This window comes from Acinetobacter sp. YH01025 (assembly GCF_013420185.1).
GTDB classification, from domain to species: Bacteria; Pseudomonadota; Gammaproteobacteria; order Pseudomonadales; family Moraxellaceae; genus Acinetobacter; species Acinetobacter indicus.
Map to the genome: position 1 here is coordinate 26401 of NZ_VOYR01000006.1, position 19980 is coordinate 46380.

Sequence of the window (19980 nt, forward strand, 5' to 3'; positions counted from 1 at the left end):
ACCCGTAAACACAGTTTGCGGGTTTTTTTATGGTTGGATGAAAAGGATAAATATCCTGCAGTCAAAGTCCTGAACACGGGTGCATATTCAGTATCTCTAGTTCAGTTCCTGCTTAAAAAGGTCGGCTTCCGGCAAGGCTGATACGTTTTAACAGACGGCGCTGTTCGGCCGGAAATGGACGGCGGGAATGCAGGGTGGCCTGATTATCCCAGAACACAATATCACCGACTTCCCACTGATGCTCATAGGCAAATTCTGGTTGAAGCAGATGGGCACGTAACTGGGCAATCAGTTCGCTACCAGCCTGATCTTCATAGTTTTCCAGTTCCACTTCGGTATGGGTATTGAGCCACAAGGCTTTACGCCCGGATTCTGGATGGGTGCGCACCAAAGGATGTGGATAGGCATGGCTTAAAACCGGTTGATCTTTAAAGCGATACAGCGGACTGTTGCCATAAACGCCGTCTTGCGACGAGGCTTGGGTTTTCTGCCGGCGAACAAAAGGGTTGTAAGTAATTAATTGTAGCTGGTTGATATGTGCCTGAGTGTCGGCATCTAGGGCATTATAAGCTTTGATGGTATTAATCCAGCTGGTCTGGCCACCATTTTGTGGCAGTTCAATAGCATAGAGCAAAGAGCCAAAGGAGGGCAGCGGTGTCCATTGATGATCGGCATGCGGGCTTAATTCACCATGACCAGTATAATCGCCTTGTCCTACTGCATTGGAAACAGGCACGACATCGGGTGGTACACCGCTATCATCCTGCGCGGCCAGTACAGGCGTGTCGGCAGCGGGACGGAAAATTGAACCGAAATAGGTGGCAAAGGCCAGATACTGTAAATCATCCAGCTGTTGCTGTTTGAAAATTAAAACTAAATGTTCTGCCAAGGCCTGTTTCAGCCGGAAAATGGTTTCACCCGATTGAGCCTTGCGCGCATCTAATCCATACACCACCGCACCAAGAGCCTGGTCAGTGTGTGGAACAATACGGATTTCGCTGCCGTCCTGGAATTGATTGGCCTGATGCCAGCGCGGTGCATGGTGAATGGCTTGGGAAAGTTGGGTCAGACTGGTCATGTTTAAGTTTTTCTCTCAGTGTTATTGCTTCAAGAAAATTTAGAAAAAAACGCAGGCCAAATAAAATCAGAAGAAATGCTAAACTTATGAAAAGGCTATAAAAATAATTAAATATATGATTTATATTCTTTTAATTAAAACAGCAAACCAAATAACTGAATTTGCTGTTGATGCTGCGGGTTTTTAAACATTAATGTGCACAAAACGCCTGATTAAAGTATTCAAACAGCTGCGGGGTTTTCATCCATAACAGCAGCGATAAAATAAAAAAGCTGATAATGCACAGGCCAATCAGAATTTTTAACAGCGACATTGAATTAGTCATGCACCACCGCCTGTTCATTCACAAAGAAATGTACCCAGACGCCAAAAGCACTTAGCGCAATCGAGAACATCCAGATGGCATTATAGTTGCCGGTTAAGTCATGGTTCAGGCCGCCCAGCCAGCCACCAAGGAACGAACCAACCTGATGGGTGAAGAATACAATCCCACTGAGCATGGTCAGATATTTCACCCCGAACATATTGGCTACAATGCCATTGGTCAGTGGCACGGTCGATAACCATAACAGTCCCATAATGACACCAAAGCCATAAATTGTCCAAGTACTGAGCGGTAACAGTAAAAAGGCGATAATGGCCAGGCCACGCAGACCATACAGCCACATCAGTAAATGCGGTTTGGAATATTGGCCGCCCAACCAGCCAGCCGTATAGGTGCCGATAATATTGAATAAACCGACTAAGGCCAGGAAGATGGTGCCGGTGGTGGCGTTAAATCCATGATCAATTAAATAACCTGGCAAATGAATACCAATAAACACCACCTGAAAGCCGCAGACAAAAAAGCCCAAAGATAAAAACCAGAACGGCTTGTGGTTTTTGGCAATCACCAGAATCTGCTTAAATGTTAACGCCGGTTGCGGTTTGGTGGTCGCTGCATTCGGGTCGGTATACATCGGTGCTTTTAAAGTCCATGCCAAAGGAATTAGCAGGGTCATTAAAATGGCGCTAACCACCAGCGCACCTTTCCAGCCTAAATTCTGCAATAACAGCAGCGTGGTCGGCAGCATAATAAACTGACCGAAAGAACCCGCTGCACTGGCAATCCCCATCGCCAGGCTGCGTTTTGAAGGATGGGCTGCACGGCCAACTGCGGACAGTAAAATCGGAAAAGAGGTGGCAGAGAGCGCCAGACCTAAAATTAAACCGGCACTTAAATTCAGCAGCCAGCCGGTCGAGCTGACCGCCATCAGCAATAAACCCAGTGCATATAAGGTACCACCAACAGCGACCACAATTTTACTGCCATATTTGTCGGCAAAGGCGCCGGTAATTGGTTGTACCGCACCCCAGATCAGGTTTTGCATGGCAATAGCCAGACTAAAGACATTATGCCCCCAGCCAAATTCATGGCTCATTGGCACCAGATACAGGCCAAAGGCATGTCGTACCCCCAATGACAGCGCCAGAATAATGGCACTTCCCATCAGCATATAAATCAGGGCTTTGGAAAAACGGGTATCTGACATAAAAAGTCCGGCAGCCAGGAAAGACCTGCTTATGTTAGTAGATTGCTGCGCGGGAGGCGATAGAATAAAAATTAAATAAAAGATAAAATTTTTTTATGGCTGCATCAAAAAAGACAGCCCGAAAGGCTGCCTGATGATAGACTGAAAAAATTAAAGCCTAGAAACGGATACCAATACCGGCATAGGCCAGAATCGGATTCACTTCAATATCGGCCTTAGAACGAATAAGTTCGCCATGTGTGGCATCGGTCACGGTAATGGTGGTGTCATTTTGCAGATGTGCATAGGACAGCGAACCAACCGCAAACCATTTTTCATTAAAGTCATAGGTGAAACCGACTGTGGCTACCGGTGCGAATGCGTCGGATGCTTCAAGTTCAACTTTCGGATTGGCATTACTTGGTGTACCTTCCAGTGATGCACCGGCTTGCCCCTGTTTGATATTGGCAATCATATGACCGGCGGCAATCAGATCCTGTTCGGTACGCGGGTTAATTTCCAGTTCGTTAAAGTAGGCATACATTAAACCTAGGCCGACATAAGGACGGAATTTATTTACACCGGTTTTACCGAAATGATACTGAAACTCAAATGCTGGTGTCCAGGCACGTGCCGAAGCTGCAGGACCATGCGCTTCTAGATCGGTAATGAAAATATCATTTTCAAGCTCTAAATTTCCTAAAGCTCCGCCCATAGGTGTTGCAGTTGCTGAAAAAGGTGCATAAATTTTTCCTTTACCTTGTAAATCGACTTTAGGCGGAATACCAGCTTTCATTTCAAAAGAAATATTGTCGGTAAAAAAGTAATTGGTCATGATGCCCAATGTGGTGACATCATCGGCTTCCAGACCGGTGCCCGGGTTATTCCAGCTTTCCAGACCATGAATCTCAGCTGTACCACTCATGGCTGCCGGAATAGTGTCTAGGGTATTGAGGGCGGTTTCTAGTAAAAAAGGGGGATCAAAACCTTCTTTTAAATTGTCTTTTACAGTTTGCGATTGAATGTCACCGACATCAGCGACTTCACCTTCTTTAACCGCGGTATTAACCTGAAAGGGTTGTGCCTTGCCTTGCGGCATGACATGCAATGCCCCGACTGAAACAGAAAAACGTTTAAAACCATCACCATCTTGCAGGCTAAAATACGGTGAGGCATAAGAAACAGCAGGTAAGGCCAACAGCGTGCTGGCAAATAATAAGGTCTTCTTCATATAAGGGACTCCATGTCCAATTTGTTGCTCGTTTTTATAAGGGCCATTATTTAATAGTTAGATAAAGCAAGACTGTTGTTTTTGAAGAAGATTGTTTTATTACATTTGTAACATTCTTGAAATAAGTTTGCTGCTCTGTGACTTATTTATGACTTGTGTAGCTAGAAATAGTGATACAGTTTTTAGGGATGAAACCTAAATCTTTAGATAAGTTGTTGATTAATAAATTTTAAGTAGGAATTTTGGGTGATAAAAAAGGCCACATCAATGTGACCTTTCTGACAATTTTTTTAGTTTTTACGCCAATGACAGCTTAAGACTGGAAACGTGACAGGTCTTCTTCAGGACGTGCAGTCAGGACTTCCAGACCGTCTTTAGTCACTAAAATAGTGTGTTCATATTGCGCTGAAAGTTTGTGATCTTTAGTCACCACAGTCCATTTGTCGCCCAGTAATTTGGTTTGCCAAACACCCGCGTTTACCATTGGTTCAATGGTAAAGGTCATGCCTTCTTCTAAAATCATGCCGGTATCTGGCTGGCCATAATGCAGCACTTGCGGTTCGTCATGGAAGGTTGTTCCAATGCCATGACCGCAATATTCGCGCACCACACTAAAACGCTCAGATTCGACATATTTCTGAATGGCATGGCCAATATCACCAATGGTCGCGCCCGGTTTTACAACTTCCATACCGCGGTACATGGCTTCCTGTGCTACTTTGCATAGACGGTTGGCAAGAATAGAAGTTTCGCCGCCCACCACGTACATCATGTTGGTATCGCCGTGGTAACCATCTTTAATGACCGTGACATCAATATTCAGGATATCGCCTTTTTTTAATGTCTTGTTTTCAGATGGAATACCGTGACACACCACGTGGTTTACCGAAGTACAGATGGTATGCTGGAAGGCTGGACGACCTGGGGCTGCACCATAGCCCAGGCAGGCTGGAATGGCATTTTGTACATTGACAATATAATCGTGACAAATCGTATCAAGCTCAAGTGTGGTTACACCCGGTTTGATATGTGGCTTGATCATATCCAAAACTTCCGCTGCCAGTCGTCCCGCTACCCGCATTTTCTCAATTTCATCTGCGGTTTTAATTAATCGACGAGGCGCTTGATAAGTACTGTTCATGATCTCTAAAAACTTTTGGAAATTTATATGTGACTATGGTATAAATAGCCGCCCATTTTATCAAATGCTTTTTCGTGAATAAATTTCGCGGGCATTGTGCGATGGGGCAACAAAATCCGCACATATATCGTCACATTACTCTGGGTGCCCTTTGGGGTGGAGAATGCGGATATATGGAGGCCTAACCCAAACTTTAAGGTAAAGAAAATGGCAGATTACAACGTAAGCATGCGCGACCTTCTACAAGCTGGCGCGCACTTTGGTCACCAAACTCGTTTCTGGAACCCAAAAATGCGTCAATACATCTTTGGCGCGCGCAACAAAATTCACATCATCAACCTTGAGCACACTGTTCCTGCGTTAAATGATGCTTTGAACTTCGCTAACCAATTAGCAAGCAAAAAGAACAAAGTTTTGTTCGTTGGTACTAAACGTGCTGCTTCTAACATCATCCGTGAACAAGCTCAACGCGCTGGTCAACCATACGTAGATCACCGTTGGTTAGGTGGTATGTTGACGAACTGGAAAACACTTCGCCAATCTATCAACCGTTTAAAAGATCTTCAAACTCAATCTACTGACGGTACTTTCGCTAAGCTGACTAAACGTGAAGCTTTAGAGCGTAGCCGTGAGATGGAAAAACTTGAACGTGCTTTAGGCGGCGTTAAAAACATGGGTGGTTTACCTGACGCATTATTCGTAATTGACGTTGACCACGAAGCAATCGCGATCAAAGAAGCGAAAAACCTAGGTATTCCTGTAATCGGTATCGTTGATACAAACTCTAACCCAGACAACGTAGACTACGTTATTCCGGGTAACGACGATGCGATCCGTGCAGTAACACTTTACGCTTCTGCTATGGCTGATGCGATCATTGCTGGTAAAGAGTACGCTCAAACCCAAGCAAATGCTCAAGCGAAAGGCGAAGAAGCTCCAGCTTCTGAGGCTTAATGCGTTTTTGACGCAAGCTTGTCATTTTTGCGACATGTGATGGTGGCAAAGTAAGCGTCATGTATGCAGGCGGCCCATGAGTATCCTCTGGGCCGTTTCTGTTCTAAAAAGAATTCATTTTCTACCGAATTAGGAGATTCACATGACTGCTATTACTGCAAGCATGGTTAAAGAATTGCGTGACCGTACTGGTTTAGCAATGATGGAATGTAAAAAAGCTTTGACAGAAGCGGGTGGTGACATCGAATTAGCGATTGACAACCTTCGTAAATCTGGTCAAGCAAAAGCTGCTAAAAAAGCAGGTAACATTGCTGCTGACGGTGCGATCACAATCGCTCAAGAAGGTAACAAAGCAATCCTTCTAGAAGTAAACTGCCAAACTGACTTCGTTGCTAAAGACGAAAACTTTGCTGGCTTCTCTGCGAAAGTTGCTGCTGCTGCACTTGCTGCTGGCGAAACTGACGCTGCAAAAATTGCTGAACTGAAACTTGAAGATGGCCAAACTGTTGAAGAAGCGCGTATTGCTCTTGTTCAAAAAATTGGTGAAAACATCCAGGTTCGTCGTGCGCAAATCATTGAAGGTGAAAACCTTGCAGTTTACAAACACGGTCTGAAAATCGGTGTTGTTGTTGCTTACACAGGTGAAGCTGAAACTGGTAAAGGTATTGCAATGCACGTTGCTGCGTTCAACCCGGTTGCAGTAACTGCTGAACAGGTTCCTGCTGAGCTGATCGCGAAAGAGAAAGAAATTGCTGAAGCAAAAGCAATCGAATCTGGTAAGCCAGCGAACATCGTTGAAAAAATGGTAACTGGTTCAGTTGAAAAATACCTGAACGAAGTTGTTCTTGAGCGTCAAATGTACGTAATCGACAACGAGAAGAAAGTTGCTGATGCATTGAAAGCTGCTAACACAACTGTTGCTCAATTCGTTCGCTTCGAAGTAGGTGAAGGTATTGAGAAGAAAGCAGAAATGAGCTTCGCAGAAGAAGTTGCTGCTGCTCAAGCTGCTGCAAAATAATTTATTTTGCGAAAAAGCCCCGTTTCGGGGCTTTTTTTATGACCAAGACAACAACAGGAAGAACAATGTCGAAGAAAACCAATATGGGCATTGGCGCAGTAATTGCGCTGCTGGTTGCGGCTTATTTAGGTATCGACCTACAACCGCAAAACTCCGGTTCAAATACCTTCACTCAACAGCAGTCTGAAACCACACTGCAAGCTCCCGTTCAGGATGATACCGCCAAAATTGCCCAAGCCTTTCAGCAACGAAAAAATGATGTACAGGTACAAGCTACTGGTACAGTAGTGGCACTGTTAAGTGATGACAATGAAGGTTCGCACCATCAGCGTTTTATTCTGGAACTTGGCAATGGGCAAACCTTGCTGGTTGCCCACAATATTGATTTGGCTCCACGCATCGACCGTCTGCAAAAAGGCGATACTGTCGAGTTCTTTGGTGAATATGAATATACCGACAAAGGTGGCGTGATTCACTGGACCCATCATGATCCGCAAAAACGCCATGTTGATGGCTGGTTAAAGCATCAGGGAAGCATCTATCAATAAGCCCTCCAGCACTGGAGCAAAATGCTTCCTGATGTGTAAGCGTCTTTAGGTTTGGACATCCAGATGCGTGGTGTGCTGGCGAGATTTCCAGGATGGTAAAATCTTGCCTAAATAGGCATCCATACACCAGAGCGGTCCAATCAGCAGGAATTGCAGATCTTTAAAGAACGATGGTTTTTTGCCTTCGACCTTGTGGCCATAGAACTGTCCAATCCAGGCAAAAACAAACAGCGCAATATAAAAACCAACACCAACCGGTAAAATCCAGATTAACCAAGCCATCACCAGAGTCAGTGCTGCCATGGCCACGGCCAGTACCAGATCCAGACGTGCATAAAAAATAAAGGCCAGCACCAGTAACAGGGCAGTAAGCAGGGCGCTGAAATGCGCAATGATGCCAATAATGGAAAAATAGATGGTCGGTACACAGACCCAGTGAATCAGTTTATTGGTCTTGTTTTGATGACTTTCGCTATATTCATCCAGCCATTCTGAAATTGTTTTCATGCAGCACTCCTTTTGCATTATTTTTCTGAGTTTTCAAGAATGTTCTCACTATAAACGAGAAACAGAAAACGGTCAAAATTGGCCGGCAAAAATACCTGAAAATCTCAAAATGAGGGAAATAGGGAAATTCCTGTATAAAGGAATAGGGCTAAATGCGCATAGGATGCGTTTTAAGCGCAGAAAAAAATAAAAAGCTACCTAAGGATTCAAAAAGGATGAAAAGCACGCTAAGCGTGGAAATGAATGCAAATCTGTATTTTCAGAACAGATCATTCACTTTGATGACCAGATCAGCGTATTTAAAATCCAAAAAATGGATAGGGAAGTAAGCGTCTTTCCCTGAATTTGGGCATTAAAAAAGCCACCTGAGGTGGCTTTTGGGTCATATGGTGCAGGAGCTTAAACGGGTATTAGGAGTTTGGACCATCTACACGTTCAATGCTGACTTTGGCTACGCCGGCATTGGTAATGCCTAAACGTTTCGCAGCACCGTAAGATAAGTCAACTACACGGTTACCATGGAATGGACCACGGTCATTAACCTTAACGATTACGCTTTTGCCATTGTTCTTGTTGGTCACACGGATATAGCAGTTCAGTGGCAGACTGCGGTGTGCTGCAGTCATGGCATTCATGTCGAATGTTTCGCCGCTGGCAGTTTTACGACCGTGGAACTGACGACCATACCAGGAAGCCATACCAGTCTGGCTGAACTTACGAACAGTATTCGATGCTACGGTGTTTAACTTTTCAATGACAGAAGGCTCTTCTTCTGGGATTTCAATTTTTGCAGCGATGGTTTCGCGGCGGATTTTATCGCCAGAACGTTCTGTAATTGAAAGGCTATTTAAATTAGAGAAGTGAGTATTAAAGCTTTGTGCTTCTTTGTTCAGCACACGGGCAGCCAGGCTAGAACTTTCATTGTCGTTATTGAACGATGATGACTGTACCATTTCGGCTTGCGACTGACTTAAGGTAAATACCGTCGACAGCGCCAGTAAATATTTAATTGAAGAATGCATATGTTTAAAACTCCTGCAGCTTGATGCCGTGAATCAACCCTAAGTGGTTGATATAGCAGACATCATGCCTGTTATTTCACTTTTGCAACCATATTTGACGAAATGGATAATATTCATCGTTTACTAAAGGTGTCTAGTCTTTACACGGAAATAACGACAAAAAATACCAAACTTTTACCTCTTTTGGTTAAAAAATAAACAATATTGTAACAAAGTGTGTGAAAAGTCGTTTTTGTGCGCAAAATCTCGTAAAAAAATCTTGACTTTGTAACTTTTGAGTAAAAATAAGTTCTTATCGACTGACAATTTCAGTGCCCAATAACCAGAGTGCAGTAGCATACATACGGCTGCGGTTATAGGTGGTAATCACCTGAAAGTTTGGATAGGTGATGTAATAAATTGGACCATAATTTTCTTGTAATTGAATGACATTGACCAGATCGAGATCATCAATTTTCACAATCGGATTCAGCGGACTGATGCCCTGATTTTTCAGCACACCATACGGGGTAGGCAAGGTTAGATCTTTGGCAATCACTGCATCTGGAGTTGAGCCGCTATAACGGGCAGGGAATGCAATCGGCTGATTACGCTGCCAGCCATGCTGGGCCAAATAGTTGGCAATCGAACCAATCGCATCTACTGCTGAATTTCTTAAATCAATATGTCCGTTGCCATCATAATCGACGCCAAATTTAGGAATATTGCTTGGCATAAACTGTGGATAGCCAATTGCACCGGCATAGGAACCGACCACAGAATGGGTGGCAACACCATCTTTATAGCTCCAGGCAATTAGCGCAGACAGTTCACTCTGGAAATATTCGGCCCGGCGTGGATAACCAAAACCTAAAGTGGCCAGCGCATCCCGGGTAATAAAAGAGCCTTTATTGGAACCAAAACCGGTTTCCACACCTAAAATCCCCAGAATAATCGCTTGTGGCACGCCAAACTGCTGTTCAGCACGATTCAGGGTATCGGCATATTGCTGTTTGAAACGCACACCGCGTTGAATGGTGCTTTCAGCCAGAAAATTGGTTTTATAGGCATACCACGGTTTGCTTTCACCGGGACGATTCATGATGTTGATAATATTCGGCAGATTTTTGGCACCGCTCATGGCACGATCAATCTGCTCGGAACTGAGCCCATACTGCTGCATGGTTTTTTGCTTAAAGTTTGGATAGTCCGGATGGCTGAGGAAGTCATTGGCCTGAACAACACTGGATAAGGAAAGAGCACCAACAAGTAAAGAAAGACGCTGTAATTTTTTATAGAAATAACGATTCAACATATTGGTTCAATTTCCCAATGTATTATCAATTTAGTGACAAAAAGCAGATGGTGTTTAAAAATTAAAACAGGTTGAGCAAAAGTGTCGATTTAAAAAGACAGTTCACACAGGCAATTAAGATAACATTCATTCTGGCGCTACAGGCAAGCGCATATACAAAAAGTGACAAAGCCTGTCTAAAAAATGCGCGCTGTTTGTAACAAAGTTCAACCGGGGCTTCATCATCCCTTCTTTATAGAGAAATGTTGCGGGAAAAGTGGCATAAAAAAACCTGACCGGAGTCAGGTTTATTGAAGGTGTTTCTACTTATGCATGAAACAGGGTGTCGTGATATTCCGCCAGCGCGACCAGTTCATCTTTGGTCAGATTCGGAATAATTTTATCCACCGCAATATGTACAGCTTTAATAACCGCAGCTGAGCCAATATCAGCTGCTTTACGTTTGATCATGCCCAAATCGAGGGTTTTATTAAAGTCATTCATAAAATGACGCACAGTAGCTTCAGCAAACTGTTTATACAACTCGGCCAAAGCAGACTTGTTAATGTCTTTGCCGGCTTTAATTTCGGCATAGGTGTTTTTTAGATTGGTCACCAGGCTGGCATCTAAACTTTCACCGACACGCGTGTTGCCGTCTGCATCTTTAAACAGGCTGCGTTCAGAAAATTCAATTGATTGCTTGACCACATCGTTCGGGGCTTTACTCAACAATTGCTTGAGTAACACCGCTACGGTGGATTTGACATAACCGGCCAGTTTTTCCGCAGTATCGCGTTTGTCACTTGGCGGGAAACGGCGGACAAGCTCGGTTAAAATGGCATCAATGATTTCATCATTAATCATTAATGCTGTTTTATCACGTAATGGATACAGCGGTTCGCTTGAATTTTTTTTCTGCTGCGCAGTTTGAATGGTATTTAAAAGTTCCTCGGAAGGAATAAAACCAAAAAATGGCATCTGTTAACCTCAATGTTTTTTTATTGTCGCGCTAAACGAATAGGGCGAGGCATCCATGTTAAATCCGATACACGACATGGATTAATGTCTAATCCGCCACGACGTGTATAGGTGGCATACACCATCAGTTTTTCAGGATTCAGGTTTTGCCAGATGTCGGCAAACATCTGTTCAACACATTGCTCATGAAAACCGTTATGCTGACGGTAAGAAATAATATAAGCCAAAATACTGCGATAACAAGGTTTTTTACCCTGATAGCGGATAAAAACTGTGCCCCAGTCAGGTTGACCGGTGACCGGACAGTTACTTCTCAGTAAATGTGAATACAGTTGCACTTCGACCTGTTCGTCTTGCTCGGCATCGTGCTGTAATAAGGACGCATCCGGATGATTTTCCAGTCGGGTCGGGCTTAAGTCATCAATACATATGCCTTCAGGATGGCTAATTGCCAGATCATCGACAGATAACAGTTCCAGATTGACCTGTGCCTGTGCCGCGGCTGATAAATCCTGCTCGACGGTATTGATCAGCGCGTCTGTTGAAGCAAAGGTGCTAAAGTTCAAACTGTTGAAATACAGCTTTAAAGATTTCGACTCGATTAAATTTGGTGAGGTGGCAGGCAAGTGAATCCGGCCAATAGCAACTTGCGGAACGCCGGCTGCATTTAACCAGGACATCTCAAAGACATGCCACCAGTCTTTACCTTGCTGAATACCAGCCACATGCGCATATTTTTCCCGCGCTTCTGCACGCGCAATCGGAAACAGCACATCAGGTTGATAAGTTGTTGGGTACTGAGTGTCTTTACCCAATAAAGAATTTTCTACGCTCATTATTCACGCATTCCTGAACCACGAGAGAGTAAATGATAGGCAATGCCATATAACACAGCACAGCATAATGTAATCACGCCTAAGGAAACGGTCACGTTGACATCGCTATGTCCTAAAATGCCATAACGGAAGGCGTTGACCATATAGACCACAGGGTTAATTAAAGAAAGGTTTTGCCAGAACGGCGATAATGCACTAATTGCATAGAACACACCACCTAAATAGGTGAGCGGTGTTAGCACAAAGGTTGGAATAATGGAAATATCATCAAATGATTTGGCATAAACGGCATTAATAAAACCGCCTAAAGACAGTAATAATGAAGTGATCAGTACGGTATAAATAGTCACAAACCAGTTGGTAATGTAGAGGTCGGTGAAAAACAGGCTCATTAAGGTCACAATAATGCCGACCAGTACGCCGCGACATACTCCACCCAGCACATAGCCCCACAAAATGGCATGTAATGGCACCGGACTCATGATCAGTTCTTCAATGCTTTTCTGGAATTTGGCACTAAAGAAACTAGAGGAGACGTTGGCATAACTGTTGGTAATGACCGCCATCATGATCAGGCCGGGCACAATAAACTGCATATAGCTAAAGCCGCCCATTTCCCCAATACGTGAACCGACCAGATTACCGAAAATCACGAAATATAGACTCATGGTGATGGCCGGTGGTAACAGGGTTTGTGGCCAGATCCGCATAAAACGGCGGATTTCCTTATGAACCAGCGTATACAGCGCAACTCTTAATTGATTAAAGTTCATTGCGCGACTCCTGCAAGATTTTTCTCTACCATCTTCACAAATAATTCTTCAAGACGATTGGCCTTGTTGCGCATACTGCGCACCTGTACCCCTTGTGATTCCAGTAACTGGAACAGCTCATTCACGGTATGGGCCTTGTCCATAGTCACTTCCAGGGTCAGCGGATCGACCAGATTAAAACGTACCCCGATAATATCCAGATGAATGGGCTGAATCGGCTGAACCAGATCGAAAATAAAGGTTTCTTCATTCAGCTGGTTCAGGAAGCCTTTCATGGTGGTGTCTTCTTTAATCACACCGCGGTCAATAATGGCAATCCGGCGGCACAGCATTTCCGCTTCTTCCAGGTAGTGGGTGGTCAGAATAATGGAAGTGCCACTATTGTTCATTTCAATCAGGAAATCCCACATCGAGCGGCGCAGTTCGATATCGACCCCGGCGGTCGGTTCATCCAGAATCAGCAATTTCGGTTCATGCATCATGGCGCGGGCAATCATCAAGCGGCGTTTCATCCCGCCAGATAGCATTCGCGCTTGCGTGGCACGTTTATCCCACAGCCCCAGTTTTTCTAAATACAGTTCGGCGCGCTGCTGCGCCACTTTTTTGGGAATACCGTAATAACCGGCCTGGGTCACCAGAATATCAAAGGTTTTTTCAAAATGACCAAAGTTAAACTCTTGTGGTACCACGCCCAGACACTGTTTGGCTTGAGAGGGATGGGTATCCAGATTGTGGCCAAAAATTTCCACGGTACCCGAGGTTTTCTTGGTTAAGGAGCTAATGATACTGATCGTTGTAGATTTGCCTGCACCGTTGGGACCCAGCAGCGCATAAAATTCACCTTCAGGTACGGTCAAATTGATACCTTTTAAGGCCTGAAACCCGTTGCGATAGGTTTTAGACAAGTCTCTTAACGTCAATGCATCAGTCATGAAAATCTCGCATGGTGTAGGGAGAGGCTATTGTGAGCGATATTGCCCAATAAACCAAGTAATCTACCGGGAATTCTGCATCGTATATTTGGAACGATTGCTTAAAGCATAAGCATAAAAATAAAGAACTTATATATAGTTGCTTTACCTTGTGCATTTTTTTGTTATGATGTGCGACGCGCGCTCGTAGCTCAGTTGGATAGAGTACAAGTTTCCGAAGCTTGGGGTCGTGGGTTCGATTCCCGCCGGGCGCACCACTACTATTTATAAAATCAATAACTTAAACTACCTTTGGCGTAAATTTGGCGTAATCCGTTTTTTACGCAAGAAAAACCCCGCTAAATTCTGCGGGGTCTGCCTACTGCTTTTTTCAGGTCTTCTGGTCTACTTTCTAACCAATCAGACAATTTTTTTAAGTTCCATCTTCGTCCTTTTGTAGTCTCAGTGATGTACTTTGGTTTCGGGAACCCCTTCAGGCAAATAATAGATGCTTTGAAATATCCTTTTTCGTAACTTAAAAACTCTGCCGCCTGATCATCTGTTAGCCAAATGTCAGAGGGCGGCAGGGCAACAACCAGGCTGCCCATATTCGCCATTGCTGTCATTTCATCACCTCCAATCTTTTACCTGCTTTGATTTCGTCGTCGGTGGCGTGGCGAATATCCGCTAATTTAAATCTAGACCATCTAGGTTCACCATCAACCTTTCTGATTAAGTCGGCATGCCCTTCATCAATGGCAGTAATTTTAAGGACATTAGCAAAGCCATCTTTTCTTAGTACATAATCCCCAACCTCAAAAATATTATGCTGACGGCGGTATTTAAGCATGTGCTCGCGCAATCCATGAACATTCATAATAAAATCAATGTTGGGCTGGCTTAAAATATCCTTGCACTTTTCATAACCGCCAAAATCGCTGATCACTCTTTCATAAAATTTCACAACACCCCTCCCAAAGCCTTTACCACACCACTCGGCAGTCCACTCAAATAACAAGTAAATAAGTGATACAACTGATCCGCATTCATTTCATTCACTTCAATCATTGCACCGGTGCCAGACTTAACTCTTTGACGTGACCAGCCTCGCATGTTGTACGTGAACTCATTGTCATAATCCACTGCATTTAAAATCGCATTGAATGAGCCAACGTCACCAGCTGACCACGACTCGATGTATGGTTTATCTTTTGCGACAAGATTATCGAGCTGAAGCTGGGCGAACTGTACGTTGGTTAATTGAATTTCAGTCATTGGTTGGCTCCTGTGCTTCGAGCATGGCTTGCTTCACATAAGCGTCATACAAGCTATATGGTAGAAAGGCATCACCCTCATGTTCTTTTACAACTGCCATAACCATTGTTTCAGTTGGCTTGATTGGCATAAGAACATATCCATCAGGAATGGCTTGGGCTTTGGCTTTCAACCATGATGACCAGCCCCAGTTAATGCAGTCGATAGTTGTTGAGGCTAAATGATCTGAATAAAACATATTCATCCCATCACTTAATTTAAGCGTATCGCACTGTTCTTGAGTTATTGCATTCTCAGCCACCAACATGGCTGTGTAGTCCCATTTCTCTTGATGAATATCCATTACGCATTCGCCCCAGTTAGTTTTTCAATTTCTTCAGCAAGTGCATTTGCATCAACAGCACAAACAATATCGTTACCATCTTTAGCAGCAAAAGAGTGAACTGCTACCCATGATTGCAATTCATTGCCGACATTAATCACTTCCGGCACCGCTTGGGCTTTGGCTTCCCTCCATGCTTTCCAGCTAAAAATCAGAGCTGTAATTAAGTGCCCACACTTCTTTTCAACATTGTCAGGTACGTCAGTTCTTTTGAGATATGCTCCGAACTCAAAGAATGTGTACTGGGCAACGTGTTCAAGTTTTTTAAAGCATTCAGATTGTTCAAATTCAGCCTTTAATTTTTCTATATCCATCACGCCACCACTTCTTCAGACAAATGAACACCAACGAAACGACCACCTTCGACACAGAATTTCACTGTGTTCAGATTAAACAGATCGGCAAGTAAGCTGCCCAGCTGCTCTTCATGAATCGTCAACTGGCTTTTACGTGTGACCACAGTTTCAATCTGCTCTTTAAGTTCATTCAACGGCAAAAAGAATTGTTCAGAGCTGTTTTGCTCAGTTGCCACAGGTGTTTCTTGAGTTTCCATTTGTTCTTCAGCTTGAATTAATTGATAGTGAAAGTTGCCCAGGCTGCCAGTACGCTCAATCTGGTGGTATCTGCGCAGGTTGTACAAGGCCTTTGAAAATTGCTTATCTGTGATCTGCAGATGTTCTTTGATTGAGCTTAAGAACAGGCCATCCGGGTGATCTTGCAGAATGGCCAGCAGATCAACCTGAATATCTTTAACCGCCTTGGTCGGTACAGCAGATTCTGTTGTTTCAGTTGTTTTGGCCACTGGTACAGGTTGCGGCTGCAAATCAATAACCGGGCGCGGGGCATCTGCCAAAAAATAAACGCCGTCTTCTTCACGAACATCAATTGCAGACAGGATGTTCTTAACGGTTTTAATGCTCAGGCGACATACGCCCATCAATTGGTTGACGGACAAACCCATCGGATCATTGCGCAAAGCTTCGACCACTTTGTCTTTTGATTTTTGTAGAGCTGTTTGCTCATGTTGTCTTTTAATTTCGGCTGCAGAACTCATCACGCCACCTTTAAATCAACGCTAATTAAATGATTTTCAAATTCTTGTCCGAGCTCGAAAGCTGCTTGGTTACCACCCAGATCCGCCGTCACCAAAACATGGTGATGGCGTTTCTTGATTTGGCGGTCACTGGTGTTGGCAACAAAGCCTTGACCAGTAATTCGGACAACGTATCCTAATTTTTCAAACCAGATTCGGAATGCCAGAGCATTACGTGGCTTGACCACCTTTTTCATGCCACAACCTCCAGTGCTTTACGCAAATATGAATCAATGTTGTCTTGGCCCAAAAACCACTTCACATAGTCTTTTGGTACTTTGTTCAGTTCCACGCCCTTGTGCTTACCGAATGGCATCACTTTAGGAATACGTGCCTGCTCAGAAAGTACATACAGGCTGTTCATGTCTTTAATGCCCAGCTTTGAGCAGATGTTTTTTAAGATGATGTAGGTGAACCAGATGTCATATTTCGCGCTGTGTGCATTGCGCAAAAGGTCACGGGCCTTGTTCTTGTCAGCGCTCAGGAAGTAAAACAGGGCGCTTAATGTGCGTGAATCATTCTCTGGCCAGACTGTACGTGCCAGGGCCAGCGTGCAGATTGTTTTAATGTCACCCGGAACCGGGCCACATTTACCGATTGCTTCAATGTCATAACCGATGTTGTGGCCAATGATGTAGTCCACACCCTCTGGCAGCTTGAAAGTGTCATAACTCGGCTTGTCAGCAATATCACTTTCCAGAATGTGATGCACTGCCATGGCACCGTATGCGATTGGCTCAGGGCATGAGAAATATTCATCAAACAAACGCGATGAATCAAACTCCAGTGCACCCTCTTTAAAGAAGCAAGGTGCATAGGCGATTTCAATCGGGTACCCATTAATTGTGTGGGTTTCAGTATCTAAAATTATTGCTTTCATGCGCTGATGGTTTCCCTCGCTAATTTTTCAATGTCTTTTTTCACTGCTGGTAGTTTTTGAGCTTCGATTTCAGCTAAAGCATCCAAGCCCAGGTATTCACAAACGGTTTTAGTGTCCAGACCGCGTTCATCAATAAAGCCCTGCAGATCTGCCAGCTGCTGATCATTCAGTCCGTTAAATTCCGGTGGATCAATCCAGGCGTTGCGCTGCTTATCAAACGTGCACCCCAGTTCTTTTGCACGCTGGACCATTTCGGCACGCATAGCCTTGTAATTCAGATGCGTGTCATCAAGCGCTTCAGTCAGCTGGTTTAAGTCACTTGCATACTGAGCTTCAGCACAGCTTTGCTTCCAGTTTTCAAGTTCTTCATTGGCTTTAGCCGCGGCCAGCTGGGCAGGGGTAAGCGTGTTGATATGGTCTTTGGCCTGCTGAATCAGATCCGCTAAAAACTGCGGATGATCTTTCAGGTCTGGTACCCACACTTCACCGGTATCACCACCTAAGGCGCCTGAATTTTTGGCATGGTGAGTTGGCGACGGTCGAAAGCTGATTACCCGGGCATTCTTGCCTTCACCGGTAGTGACAGTGGTCAAATAACCCATGATGTCTGCAATGCGGTACAGCTCATTTCGGTTTTTACCGCCCAGATCTGGACGATAGATAATCTGGTCGCCGTTTTGATCTTCCGAAGCATGGGCAATAAACACGACATCTTTACCCAGACTGATCAGCATGTTGATGTAGTTCTTAAAGGTCTGGTTAGCCAAGCCCTGGGCTTTCAGTTTTAAAGCACCATCTTTCTGGCGGTTGTTGGCCGTCAGCAGCAGGTGGGTTTTGATGCTTTCCAGCATCGCGCCCACGGTATCAATCACCACAGTGTTGTACGGTGCCAGGTCTTGTGGGGTGAGGTTCGTCACATCTGCCCATTGCTGGACCTGTACCACAGCACCGCGACGCAGCTCACCAGTACGGTGCGCACCACGGTCGAAGTCAAACGAGATTGCTTTGTCTGCAGTAAAGCCAAGTGATGTTTTGCCCAGACCAGGATCGGCGTAAATGTAAGTGATGATGGCACTCACATTTAAAACCTGATCTGCAGTAATAATTGGTAAAGCCATGACAGATGCTCCTTATCTGGCCCAACCCATACGACGCTTATATGCTTTGCGCTCGTAGGATGGGATGTGTGATGCCTGTAATGCCTGAGCCAAAGTTTTACGACGCTGATAAGCAGCTTCACGCTCAAAATTGCTCATGATCCACGGGCGGGCAACGTGTGTTTCAAGAGTGACCAGTTCAAGGCCATCATCGCGTTCGATGTAGAAGCGGTGGCCGATGCGTACATAGACATGAGGGCCAAGGCGCATACGCATATTGCCGTTGGCATCAGTGCCCAGGTAGTTAGAAAATTGTTTGGTGTTAGTCGTCATCACGCAGCCTCCACTAAACGGTGTTTTTCGATATAGCCTTTGATCAGCTGGTTGATGTTGTAGTGGTCAACGTGATCGGTGAAATCGTTGTAAGGATTGCCATTGGCATCAAAAACTTTGATTTCACCCAGCTGCTGAACTTCAACCGCATTAAATTCCGAGCCTGGAACGCCGTAGCTGTCCTGGAAGGCTTCAACAGTGAAAGGAACGTGAACGCTAAAGCCATCCAGATTGATGACTGCACGACCTTCGGTTTCAGAAGTCATGACCAAGGTGCTGATGCCGTACTCAGAAGGCGCAACCTTAGGCTGATAAACAGGTGCGCGGGCCGCCTGTTGTGGCTTGTATGCCAGGGCCAAACCGCCAACGCCAACAGTTACAGAAGCTGTAACAATTGTGATGGCCAGGGTATTGAAAGGAGTGAGTTTTCTGTTCATACTTATCTCGCGTTTAGCAAAAGCCCAGTTTCCTTCCAAAGTCGCTGGGCTTTTTTATTGGGTATGAGATAAATATGAACTATTGGTTCAATTAAGTCAAGAACTAAAAGTTCAATATTTTGTATTATTGAATTATTAGTTCTGATTTGTGCTTTAATAGGCAAAAGAAAACCCACCGCTGGGGTGGGTTGATCTTAAGTGAACACTTTATTTTTTTACTTCAGTAATACTGATCGGCTTGTCTTTCATAAATTCTACAATTCCTTCACCACCTTTAAAGTGGATAGACACACCGTCATCGTTTGCTAAGCGAACTCCACTGCCAGAAACAGCGCGTTTAAGATGGTAAATCTTCCCAGAGTTGTCGGTCATTTGTGCCGTTTCAAAGTTATCTGCTGATTGAAGTTTGATAGTTAGATCCATTGGGCCTGTGAAATGAATTACCTGTATATTTGAGGAAGTACCACTCACGACTTTTTCTTGTGAAACATCTTTGCTGTGGTTAGTTGTACAAGCACTAAGCGCGAATCCCAATAATGCAATGCCTAATATATATTTCATGCAATGTACCTTTTTATAAGTAGGAGTTAGGTTGGCTTATTTTAAATGTTATACTATAACATTTAAAGGCAGGGTTACACTTCCATTACACTAAATAAAACCCACCGATGGGGTGGGTTCTTGTTCCAATTTTTTGACTAA

General features: G+C 44.3%; 27 protein-coding genes and 1 tRNA gene. 4 read left to right on the forward strand and 24 right to left on the reverse strand.

The window, feature by feature from the left end; translation table 11 throughout:
• Window positions 1-112: 112 nt before the first annotated feature.
• From FTT89_RS07740 to map, 5 genes are all read right to left on the reverse strand, one after another.
• A complete protein-coding gene (locus tag FTT89_RS07740; RefSeq protein WP_180061384.1) occupies window positions 113-1078 on the reverse strand; it encodes a TauD/TfdA family dioxygenase in 966 nt (321 codons plus the stop codon).
• A 190-nt stretch (window positions 1079-1268) separates the two neighbouring features.
• On the reverse strand, window positions 1269-1403 hold the full coding sequence (locus FTT89_RS14545) for a hypothetical protein (protein ID WP_005179131.1): 135 nt from the start codon (window positions 1401-1403) through the stop codon (window positions 1269-1271).
• Entirely contained in the window at window positions 1396-2610 is a 1215-nt protein-coding gene (locus FTT89_RS07745; RefSeq protein WP_180172775.1) for an MFS transporter, read from the reverse strand. The genes FTT89_RS14545 and FTT89_RS07745 overlap by 8 nt, the downstream gene beginning before the upstream one ends.
• Before the next feature lie 157 nt (window positions 2611-2767).
• Window positions 2768-3820, reverse strand: coding sequence for an OmpW family protein (locus FTT89_RS07750; RefSeq protein ID WP_180172776.1), 1053 nt, complete (start codon window positions 3818-3820; stop codon window positions 2768-2770).
• 313 nt (window positions 3821-4133) lie between these two features.
• Window positions 4134-4961, reverse strand: a complete 828-nt coding sequence (gene map / locus FTT89_RS07755) for a type I methionyl aminopeptidase (protein ID WP_005179123.1) — start codon at window positions 4959-4961, stop codon at window positions 4134-4136.
• Window positions 4962-5168: 207 nt separating this feature from the next.
• Here map and rpsB point away from each other — a divergent pair, with 207 nt between their 5' ends.
• The 3 genes from rpsB (at window position 5169) to FTT89_RS07770 (ending at window position 7481) form a co-directional block, all read left to right on the forward strand.
• Window positions 5169-5915, forward strand: a complete 747-nt coding sequence (gene rpsB / locus FTT89_RS07760) for a 30S ribosomal protein S2 (RefSeq protein WP_005179120.1) — start codon at window positions 5169-5171, stop codon at window positions 5913-5915.
• A gap of 142 nt (window positions 5916-6057) precedes the next feature.
• Window positions 6058-6933 carry a translation elongation factor Ts gene (tsf, locus tag FTT89_RS07765; RefSeq protein WP_005179118.1) on the forward strand — a complete coding sequence of 292 codons (876 nt, stop codon included), beginning with the start codon at window positions 6058-6060 and terminating at the stop codon, window positions 6931-6933.
• 65 nt (window positions 6934-6998) lie between these two features.
• Window positions 6999-7481, forward strand: a complete 483-nt coding sequence (locus FTT89_RS07770) for a DUF3465 domain-containing protein (RefSeq protein WP_180172777.1) — start codon at window positions 6999-7001, stop codon at window positions 7479-7481.
• Window positions 7482-7526: 45 nt separating this feature from the next.
• Here the strand turns inward: FTT89_RS07770 and FTT89_RS07775 are convergent, their stop codons facing one another.
• The 7 genes from FTT89_RS07775 to FTT89_RS07805 form a co-directional block, all read right to left on the reverse strand.
• Window positions 7527-7988, reverse strand: coding sequence for a DUF962 domain-containing protein (locus FTT89_RS07775; protein ID WP_016659199.1), 462 nt, complete (start codon window positions 7986-7988; stop codon window positions 7527-7529).
• Window positions 7989-8398: 410 nt separating this feature from the next.
• A complete protein-coding gene (locus FTT89_RS07780) occupies window positions 8399-9010 on the reverse strand; it encodes a septal ring lytic transglycosylase RlpA family protein (protein WP_005179113.1) in 612 nt (203 codons plus the stop codon).
• Window positions 9011-9302: 292 nt separating this feature from the next.
• On the reverse strand, window positions 9303-10304 hold the full coding sequence (gene mltB, locus FTT89_RS07785; RefSeq protein WP_005179112.1) for a lytic murein transglycosylase B: 1002 nt from the start codon (window positions 10302-10304) through the stop codon (window positions 9303-9305).
• Window positions 10305-10610: 306 nt separating this feature from the next.
• Complete coding sequence (locus tag FTT89_RS07790) at window positions 10611-11261, reverse strand: hypothetical protein (RefSeq protein ID WP_005179111.1); 651 nt, start codon at window positions 11259-11261, stop codon at window positions 10611-10613.
• Window positions 11262-11281: 20 nt separating this feature from the next.
• Window positions 11282-12097 carry an NADPH-dependent 7-cyano-7-deazaguanine reductase QueF gene (queF, locus tag FTT89_RS07795; RefSeq protein ID WP_005179110.1) on the reverse strand — a complete coding sequence of 272 codons (816 nt, stop codon included), beginning with the start codon at window positions 12095-12097 and terminating at the stop codon, window positions 11282-11284.
• Window positions 12097-12870, reverse strand: a complete 774-nt coding sequence (locus tag FTT89_RS07800; RefSeq protein WP_005179108.1) for an ABC transporter permease — start codon at window positions 12868-12870, stop codon at window positions 12097-12099. The genes queF and FTT89_RS07800 overlap by 1 nt, the downstream gene beginning before the upstream one ends.
• Window positions 12867-13802 (reverse strand): ABC transporter ATP-binding protein, encoded by a 936-nt coding sequence (locus tag FTT89_RS07805; RefSeq protein WP_005179107.1) that lies wholly within the window; start codon window positions 13800-13802, stop codon window positions 12867-12869. The genes FTT89_RS07800 and FTT89_RS07805 overlap by 4 nt, the downstream gene beginning before the upstream one ends.
• 180 nt (window positions 13803-13982) lie before the next feature.
• On the opposite strand from FTT89_RS07805, the gene FTT89_RS07810 reads away from it, so the two are divergent.
• Window positions 13983-14059: transfer RNA gene (locus FTT89_RS07810), tRNA-Arg, on the forward strand.
• A gap of 81 nt (window positions 14060-14140) precedes the next feature.
• Here the strand turns inward: FTT89_RS07810 and FTT89_RS07815 are convergent.
• From FTT89_RS07815 to FTT89_RS07870, 12 genes are all read right to left on the reverse strand, one after another.
• Complete coding sequence (locus FTT89_RS07815; RefSeq protein WP_180036716.1) at window positions 14141-14407, reverse strand: hypothetical protein; 267 nt, start codon at window positions 14405-14407, stop codon at window positions 14141-14143.
• Entirely contained in the window at window positions 14404-14745 is a 342-nt protein-coding gene (locus FTT89_RS07820; RefSeq protein ID WP_180172778.1) for a hypothetical protein, read from the reverse strand. The genes FTT89_RS07815 and FTT89_RS07820 overlap by 4 nt, the downstream gene beginning before the upstream one ends.
• The gene (locus tag FTT89_RS07825) at window positions 14742-15056 is read right to left on the reverse strand and encodes a hypothetical protein (RefSeq protein ID WP_180172779.1); all 315 of its coding nucleotides are present in this window, start codon (window positions 15054-15056) and stop codon (window positions 14742-14744) included. Before FTT89_RS07825 ends, FTT89_RS07820 begins: the two co-directional genes overlap by 4 nt.
• Window positions 15049-15399 carry a hypothetical protein gene (locus FTT89_RS07830; RefSeq protein WP_180172780.1) on the reverse strand — a complete coding sequence of 117 codons (351 nt, stop codon included), beginning with the start codon at window positions 15397-15399 and terminating at the stop codon, window positions 15049-15051. Before FTT89_RS07830 ends, FTT89_RS07825 begins: the two co-directional genes overlap by 8 nt.
• The gene (locus tag FTT89_RS07835) at window positions 15399-15752 is read right to left on the reverse strand and encodes a hypothetical protein (protein WP_180172781.1); all 354 of its coding nucleotides are present in this window, start codon (window positions 15750-15752) and stop codon (window positions 15399-15401) included. The genes FTT89_RS07830 and FTT89_RS07835 overlap by 1 nt, the downstream gene beginning before the upstream one ends.
• Window positions 15752-16492, reverse strand: a complete 741-nt coding sequence (locus FTT89_RS07840; RefSeq protein ID WP_180172782.1) for a hypothetical protein — start codon at window positions 16490-16492, stop codon at window positions 15752-15754. Before FTT89_RS07840 ends, FTT89_RS07835 begins: the two co-directional genes overlap by 1 nt.
• Window positions 16492-16728 (reverse strand): hypothetical protein, encoded by a 237-nt coding sequence (locus FTT89_RS07845; protein ID WP_045796584.1) that lies wholly within the window; start codon window positions 16726-16728, stop codon window positions 16492-16494. The genes FTT89_RS07840 and FTT89_RS07845 overlap by 1 nt, the downstream gene beginning before the upstream one ends.
• Window positions 16725-17411, reverse strand: coding sequence for a putative quorum-sensing-regulated virulence factor (locus tag FTT89_RS07850; RefSeq protein ID WP_180172783.1), 687 nt, complete (start codon window positions 17409-17411; stop codon window positions 16725-16727). Before FTT89_RS07850 ends, FTT89_RS07845 begins: the two co-directional genes overlap by 4 nt.
• Window positions 17408-18529 carry an ATP-binding protein gene (locus FTT89_RS07855; protein WP_180172784.1) on the reverse strand — a complete coding sequence of 374 codons (1122 nt, stop codon included), beginning with the start codon at window positions 18527-18529 and terminating at the stop codon, window positions 17408-17410. The genes FTT89_RS07850 and FTT89_RS07855 overlap by 4 nt, the downstream gene beginning before the upstream one ends.
• Before the next feature lie 12 nt (window positions 18530-18541).
• Window positions 18542-18841 (reverse strand): hypothetical protein, encoded by a 300-nt coding sequence (locus tag FTT89_RS07860; RefSeq protein WP_075175333.1) that lies wholly within the window; start codon window positions 18839-18841, stop codon window positions 18542-18544.
• Window positions 18841-19278 carry a hypothetical protein gene (locus tag FTT89_RS07865; protein WP_180172785.1) on the reverse strand — a complete coding sequence of 146 codons (438 nt, stop codon included), beginning with the start codon at window positions 19276-19278 and terminating at the stop codon, window positions 18841-18843. The genes FTT89_RS07860 and FTT89_RS07865 overlap by 1 nt, the downstream gene beginning before the upstream one ends.
• 207 nt (window positions 19279-19485) lie before the next feature.
• On the reverse strand, window positions 19486-19839 hold the full coding sequence (locus FTT89_RS07870; protein ID WP_180172786.1) for a hypothetical protein: 354 nt from the start codon (window positions 19837-19839) through the stop codon (window positions 19486-19488).
• Window positions 19840-19980: the final 141 nt, after the last annotated feature.

What these genes read in the sequence shown, in the direction of transcription:
- FTT89_RS07860 (WP_075175333.1), bottom strand. Translation starts at nt 18,841, where the DNA reads ATGACGACTAACACCAAACAATTTTCTAACTACCTGGGCACTGATGCC.
- FTT89_RS07750 (WP_180172776.1), bottom strand. Translation starts at nt 3,820, where the DNA reads ATGAAGAAGACCTTATTATTTGCCAGCACGCTGTTGGCCTTACCTGCT.
- FTT89_RS07775 (WP_016659199.1), bottom strand. Translation starts at nt 7,988, where the DNA reads ATGAAAACAATTTCAGAATGGCTGGATGAATATAGCGAAAGTCATCAA.
- map (WP_005179123.1), bottom strand. Translation starts at nt 4,961, where the DNA reads ATGAACAGTACTTATCAAGCGCCTCGTCGATTAATTAAAACCGCAGAT.
- FTT89_RS07805 (WP_005179107.1), bottom strand. Translation starts at nt 13,802, where the DNA reads ATGACTGATGCATTGACGTTAAGAGACTTGTCTAAAACCTATCGCAAC.
- FTT89_RS07780 (WP_005179113.1), bottom strand. Translation starts at nt 9,010, where the DNA reads ATGCATTCTTCAATTAAATATTTACTGGCGCTGTCGACGGTATTTACC.
- FTT89_RS07855 (WP_180172784.1), bottom strand. Translation starts at nt 18,529, where the DNA reads ATGGCTTTACCAATTATTACTGCAGATCAGGTTTTAAATGTGAGTGCC.
- mltB (WP_005179112.1), bottom strand. Translation starts at nt 10,304, where the DNA reads ATGTTGAATCGTTATTTCTATAAAAAATTACAGCGTCTTTCTTTACTT.
- FTT89_RS07770 (WP_180172777.1), top strand. Translation starts at nt 6,999, where the DNA reads ATGTCGAAGAAAACCAATATGGGCATTGGCGCAGTAATTGCGCTGCTG.
- FTT89_RS07815 (WP_180036716.1), bottom strand. Translation starts at nt 14,407, where the DNA reads ATGACAGCAATGGCGAATATGGGCAGCCTGGTTGTTGCCCTGCCGCCC.
- FTT89_RS07840 (WP_180172782.1), bottom strand. Translation starts at nt 16,492, where the DNA reads ATGAGTTCTGCAGCCGAAATTAAAAGACAACATGAGCAAACAGCTCTA.
- FTT89_RS07845 (WP_045796584.1), bottom strand. Translation starts at nt 16,728, where the DNA reads ATGAAAAAGGTGGTCAAGCCACGTAATGCTCTGGCATTCCGAATCTGG.
- FTT89_RS07870 (WP_180172786.1), bottom strand. Translation starts at nt 19,839, where the DNA reads ATGAAATATATATTAGGCATTGCATTATTGGGATTCGCGCTTAGTGCT.
- FTT89_RS07830 (WP_180172780.1), bottom strand. Translation starts at nt 15,399, where the DNA reads ATGGATATTCATCAAGAGAAATGGGACTACACAGCCATGTTGGTGGCT.
- FTT89_RS07825 (WP_180172779.1), bottom strand. Translation starts at nt 15,056, where the DNA reads ATGACTGAAATTCAATTAACCAACGTACAGTTCGCCCAGCTTCAGCTC.
- queF (WP_005179110.1), bottom strand. Translation starts at nt 12,097, where the DNA reads ATGAGCGTAGAAAATTCTTTATTGGGTAAAGACACTCAGTACCCAACA.
- FTT89_RS07865 (WP_180172785.1), bottom strand. Translation starts at nt 19,278, where the DNA reads ATGAACAGAAAACTCACTCCTTTCAATACCCTGGCCATCACAATTGTT.
- FTT89_RS07790 (WP_005179111.1), bottom strand. Translation starts at nt 11,261, where the DNA reads ATGCCATTTTTTGGTTTTATTCCTTCCGAGGAACTTTTAAATACCATT.
- FTT89_RS14545 (WP_005179131.1), bottom strand. Translation starts at nt 1,403, where the DNA reads ATGACTAATTCAATGTCGCTGTTAAAAATTCTGATTGGCCTGTGCATT.
- rpsB (WP_005179120.1), top strand. Translation starts at nt 5,169, where the DNA reads ATGGCAGATTACAACGTAAGCATGCGCGACCTTCTACAAGCTGGCGCG.
- FTT89_RS07740 (WP_180061384.1), bottom strand. Translation starts at nt 1,078, where the DNA reads ATGACCAGTCTGACCCAACTTTCCCAAGCCATTCACCATGCACCGCGC.
- FTT89_RS07835 (WP_180172781.1), bottom strand. Translation starts at nt 15,752, where the DNA reads ATGGATATAGAAAAATTAAAGGCTGAATTTGAACAATCTGAATGCTTT.
- tsf (WP_005179118.1), top strand. Translation starts at nt 6,058, where the DNA reads ATGACTGCTATTACTGCAAGCATGGTTAAAGAATTGCGTGACCGTACT.
- FTT89_RS07745 (WP_180172775.1), bottom strand. Translation starts at nt 2,610, where the DNA reads ATGTCAGATACCCGTTTTTCCAAAGCCCTGATTTATATGCTGATGGGA.
- FTT89_RS07800 (WP_005179108.1), bottom strand. Translation starts at nt 12,870, where the DNA reads ATGAACTTTAATCAATTAAGAGTTGCGCTGTATACGCTGGTTCATAAG.
- FTT89_RS07850 (WP_180172783.1), bottom strand. Translation starts at nt 17,411, where the DNA reads ATGAAAGCAATAATTTTAGATACTGAAACCCACACAATTAATGGGTAC.